Here is a 4664-nt window from a genome sequence, read left to right on the forward strand (position 1 = left end):
GAACCGGCTTTGTGTACTTTGTAACTTAATTTAAAAAGAAAACTTTGTGGGCCTCCGTGCTCTTCGTGCCTTTGTGGTGAAAAATAATGCCCTCAGTGCCCTTAAAAAGCTTAAAATACGGGAGTAATTCAACACAGCAAATAATTTTAAAAATTAATTAGCTTAGTAATCATTTACTAATTAACAAAACTTGACTTATTCAACACAGCAATCTTATTAAAAGAGTTAAGTCAGTAGTTATGTGCTTATAGTAGAGGCGCCTGCTTGCTCGCCTTATAATTTCATTCTGCTTTAAGTGCTCGAAGAGAACTGAGGCACTATTGTGCCTTAAAGAGCAGCAAACCATCATGACACAAACACTGAACTACTGGCCTTTGCGGTAAAAATAGTGCCTCAGTAAGCTTTGTGTCTCCGAAATCCAAAAGGCTTATTTTCGATGCCGCCAAAATAGTAAGCCGTGTCCAAAAAGAAGAACGAAGAAAAACGAAAGAAGCAGGAGTCTCGCAGGCTCCTCTACATCGGCATTTGTGCAATAGTATTCATCCTGGTCATCGGCTTCTTTTTCTTTGCCTGGTCTACGCAGCTACCGGATAAGAATGCAAAGCTATGGACTATCGACGCCACGGGCAAGCTCAGTTTCACTGATACGGGAGACATCACCGCTTCATCTAATATTACCAAGTCCACGGCCAATTACACATTCGAGACTGTTACTTACAAGAGCTTCGGGGACGACGTCTACGCATCCCTGGTGATACCGAAGAACGTCACAAAGCCGCCCGTCGTCATAGTGCTTCCGGCGATGACGATCACGAAGGAGGCGAATATGCCGACGGCCCTGGCGCTCTGCGACATGGGCTATGCCACGCTGACGCTGGACGAGCGCGGCAATGGCGGGCAAACACAGGGCGACGCCCAGAACGACTGGAACTCCGGGTACGAGGCGTTCATGGCCGGCGGCGATCCCGTGCAATATAAGCAGATCTATGACGTGCTCAAGGGTTATGACTATATTAAGACGCGGTTTGACCTGGACAGCAGCAACGTAAGCCTGCTCGGCGAAAGCATCGGCGGCATGTGGGCCATCGTGGCCGCAGGCGAGCAGCCCGCATTTAAGGGTGTCATAACTATAAGTTCGTCTGACTTTGCCTTCACTGCTACGTCGGACCAGAACGCGACGAAGTTTATCGGCGCGGTAATGCCCTCGAAGTATCTGTCAAGCCTGCCGCCGCGTAAGCTGGCCATGTTCCAGTTCGACAACGACTCGATCGTGCCGATTGCCGACGGTAAGGCACTATACGATAAGGCTTCCGAGCCAAAAGCGTGGCACCAGTATAACGGCACGACACATGGCCTCTGGGACCCGGCGTTCGCGGATGACGTGCATCAAGAGCTGAAGGCGATGCTCGGTCGATAGCCATGGACTTACCTGCTCAGGCCTCGGAGTATTTAATCAATGCGCAGCTTCCCGACGGCTCGTGGGGAAGCGGCGACCCTTTTATATGTTCCCGGTCTTTGCTCGCTCTGAGGGGATACATGCCGGAAGACACGATGGTTAAAGGTTTAGGTTATTTAGAAAGCATGCAGGAGCGTGATGGGCATTTCAGGCAAAAGACCCGGATGTACTCGGACGCCTCGAATACGGCCTATACCATGGTCGTATTGAACTGTTTCGATTATGGCAAGGCAAGTATGCCCATCAGCAGAGGCATCCTGTGGCTCCTGGAAAACCAGAACGAGGACGGCTCCTGGGGCACGAATGCCCAGAAGAAGGCTTTCACGACCACGTTCTGCCTGCGGGCGCTCCATTCCTTTTATCTCAGCGGCATTCAGCGGTTCGCTAAAGGGCTGGGCTTTGCCCTGGATTATATGAGCGATCTGGCGTTCGAAGAGGAGCCGGTATCGCATGTTTATGCCCCGATCCTGAACCTGAAGCGTATCGGCTATCTGGACGATGAGTTACGAGAAAAGTTCATCGATTTTGCATGGATCGCCGCCCGGGATTCCATCGCCGGCGGCCATGCCGCGGACGCCGCTTCGCTGCTGGGAGCGCTAAAGGCCATCGAAGAGCCGGACATATCGTCGGTCATCGAGGAATGGCTCCCGGCCGTGCAGAACGATGATGGCGGCTTCGGTAGAGAGGCCGGCGCGCAGTCGGACCAGGCAGCAACGGCGCTCGCCCTTCTTGCGATGTCGGATCGGCTTTAAAAGGTAACCGTGCCCGGGGCGAGCCCGATATAGGCGCTAGATTCATTGTCCTGCTTCCTGAAGCTTTGCCCCGATAGAAAAGTTTTAACCTTATACATGCGATTATCGTGGCGTCATGAAGATCGGAGTCATCGCGCTGCAGGGCAACGTGGAAGAGCACGTCGACGCCCTGTCCCGCGTTTTCGACGGCGAGATAGTGAAGATCAAGCATAAGGGCATCGTGCCCTCGTGTGATGCCATCATTATCCCGGGCGGCGAAAGCACGACGCTGTGCCGCCTCGCGTGGTCGGAGGGCATAGCGCAGGAGATTATCGGGCGTGCGATGCAGGGCATGCCCATCCTGGGCACCTGTGCCGGCTTGATTCTTTTAGCAACCCGTGGCGACGATGAAGTGCGTAAGACGGGCCAGAAGCTTCTGGGCCTCATGGATACGGCCATCGACCGGAACGCTTTCGGCCGCCAGCGTGAGTCATTCGAGTCCCCCCTGTCGTTGCCGTTCATCGAGGGCGGGCCGTTCAACGCCGTCTTCATCCGTGCTCCAGCCATCGTCTCCGCGGGCGATGGCGTCGAAGTGCTGGCCCGGCTGGATGAGTTCATCGTCGCAGCCAGGCAGGGTAATATTGTAGCGCTGGCATTCCACCCCGAGTTGACCGACGACGCACGAATTCACAAGTACTTCATGGATATTGTCAAAAAGCATTCCAGGAATTAATGTCTACGGTACAAAGGGCACAGAGGACATTATTTTCACCACAGCTCTTCGTGCCAGTAAAATAATAAAGAAAAATTGTTATTCAACAGTAATCCCTAAAATATCCTTTTTACCGCCATGAACGCCTCGAGCGATCTGCGCCAGCCCTATCGCCGCAGACAATTTCCCAAGGACAATGACGTCTTTCTTTAATAAGCCCGACATACGGTTTACAACGAGGCCCATGGAGCCGACAGAGCCCGCCACGAACACGATGGCGTCGGGAATGAGCATCAAGAACGAAGCGACCTCCATCGCGGCAAAGACTGCGATGGCATCGAAGGCCCAGAGCGCGTCCTGGTCATTCTTTTCCAGGGCGGCCTGCAGCGCGTTCAAGTCTTTATAGGGTATGAGCTTAGTCACGCCCGCCGTTGAAAAGGCGTCGTTCGCCGTCATAAGACCATCATCGACGTCGCGGATAGCCTGTAAGTCTAAAGGCCCATGGTGTACGCCCGGGGCGAAGATACAGGCATCGATGGCGCCGAGCAGCTTCAGGCCCTGGACGCCCATGGTGACCGTGTTTGAGCTGATATCGGAGACGATGAAGTCCCTGTCTCCGGCAGACATGTACGCGTTATAGGCGATGCCCAGCTTCTCCGGGCTGGCGCCGTGGGAGTAGACGCGGAAGCACGGGTGGCCGTAATTATGCCGGTGAATGCCCGGGATCACGACAGCCGGTATGCCCGATGAGGCGATGGCATCGTAGACGTTGGTGCCGCCGCCAATATGGACGCCGGCGCCCTCGCGGCTGATGATTCCGCGGTTTTCGACCTTATCGATAGGCGTAATTCGGGAAATACCGTCGCCCATCGAGTACGTAAGCGCGATAAGCTCTATGTCGTTTTTTGTGGTATGCAGGCTCTCCAGCATGGTGCTGACTATCCGCTCCTGCGACATGTCACGGGCCTGCCTTCGCGACAGCTCGAACCAGCTTCCGTCCGTGCTGGCAAAGCGTATGCCCGTTGTGCCGTGATCAATCCCGATGAACACGATAAGGACCTTCTTTTATGTCATTATCACTCGCTCTGAAGCCTAATAATGTTTACTAAAGCAGACCAGTCAGCGGAAAAGGCACGGCCATAAGACATTAGAAAAGCAAGCAATGAGCTACTCGAAGTAAAACAGATGTATTTTAGAGCCCCGATACACTTTCTATTGTGCCTCGGCCTCGAACACCGCAGCCCGGTCCATGAGGCTCACCTGCCCGTCCTGCTCTATCATGGCCTCGATAATGCGGAAAGTGCTGTCGATGCCATGGAGCACTTTAATCTTATTCTGGCACCGGCTCATGACCGCCGTCCGGTCGTTCTTCGTGAGCCAGACGTTCGAGTCCAGCAGGCCCTTCAGCGTTTCGACCTCCTCCTCAACTTTGACCCGGGCCTGGGCATGGCGCTCCCGCATGCTGGCCAGCTCCATCATATAGGAATGAATGCGCTCGGGCGTGTTCTCCACGAAGTTCCAGCCGTACTCCTCCTGGAGCACTTTGAGCAGCTCCGGATAGCCGAAATACCGTAAATGCAGGCTGATGCGGTACGGGTCGTAATAGGAATGGTCCGGGAATATGATCTTATGGACGTACAGCTTTTTCGAGTTATCAAGCACCTCGTTGCAGTCGTAACACCGGATGCGCAGGGGAAATTTAAAGTCAACCGACCGCTGGACGAGCGATTGGAGGTCGTCGGCCTCTTTTTTTAATTTCTGAAGG

Annotated in this window: 4 protein-coding genes and 1 pseudogene; 3 read left to right on the forward strand and 2 right to left on the reverse strand. The window is 53.8% G+C overall.

Annotated features, from left to right (window positions below):
- Window positions 1-457: 457 nt before the first annotated feature.
- The 3 genes from VMC84_RS03170 to pdxT all read left to right on the forward strand — a co-directional run bounded on the left by VMC84_RS03170 (window position 458) and on the right by pdxT (window position 2920).
- Window positions 458-1417 (forward strand): alpha/beta hydrolase, encoded by a 960-nt coding sequence (locus tag VMC84_RS03170; RefSeq protein ID WP_325378065.1) that lies wholly within the window; start codon window positions 458-460, stop codon window positions 1415-1417.
- Window positions 1418-1419: 2 nt separating this feature from the next.
- Window positions 1420-2208: a prenyltransferase/squalene oxidase repeat-containing protein gene (locus VMC84_RS03175; RefSeq protein ID WP_325378067.1), complete on the forward strand. Its 789-nt coding sequence runs from the start codon at window positions 1420-1422 to the stop codon at window positions 2206-2208.
- 115 nt (window positions 2209-2323) lie between these two features.
- Complete coding sequence (gene pdxT / locus VMC84_RS03180) at window positions 2324-2920, forward strand: pyridoxal 5'-phosphate synthase glutaminase subunit PdxT (protein WP_325378069.1); 597 nt, start codon at window positions 2324-2326, stop codon at window positions 2918-2920.
- Between the two features lie 78 nt (window positions 2921-2998).
- Here the strand turns inward: pdxT and VMC84_RS03185 are convergent, their stop codons facing one another.
- Together VMC84_RS03185 and VMC84_RS03190 are read right to left on the reverse strand one after the other, a co-directional pair.
- The gene (locus tag VMC84_RS03185; RefSeq protein WP_325378071.1) at window positions 2999-3949 is read right to left on the reverse strand and encodes a methanogenesis marker 12 protein; all 951 of its coding nucleotides are present in this window, start codon (window positions 3947-3949) and stop codon (window positions 2999-3001) included.
- A 162-nt stretch (window positions 3950-4111) separates the two neighbouring features.
- Window positions 4112-4664, reverse strand: a pseudogene (locus VMC84_RS03190) (ATPase); the annotation flags it as partial.

Source organism: Methanocella sp., from assembly GCF_035506375.1.
GTDB lineage: Archaea > Halobacteriota > Methanocellia > Methanocellales > Methanocellaceae > Methanocella.

What these genes read in the sequence shown, in the direction of transcription:
- VMC84_RS03175 (WP_325378067.1), top strand. Translation starts at nt 1,420, where the DNA reads ATGGACTTACCTGCTCAGGCCTCGGAGTATTTAATCAATGCGCAGCTT.
- pdxT (WP_325378069.1), top strand. Translation starts at nt 2,324, where the DNA reads ATGAAGATCGGAGTCATCGCGCTGCAGGGCAACGTGGAAGAGCACGTC.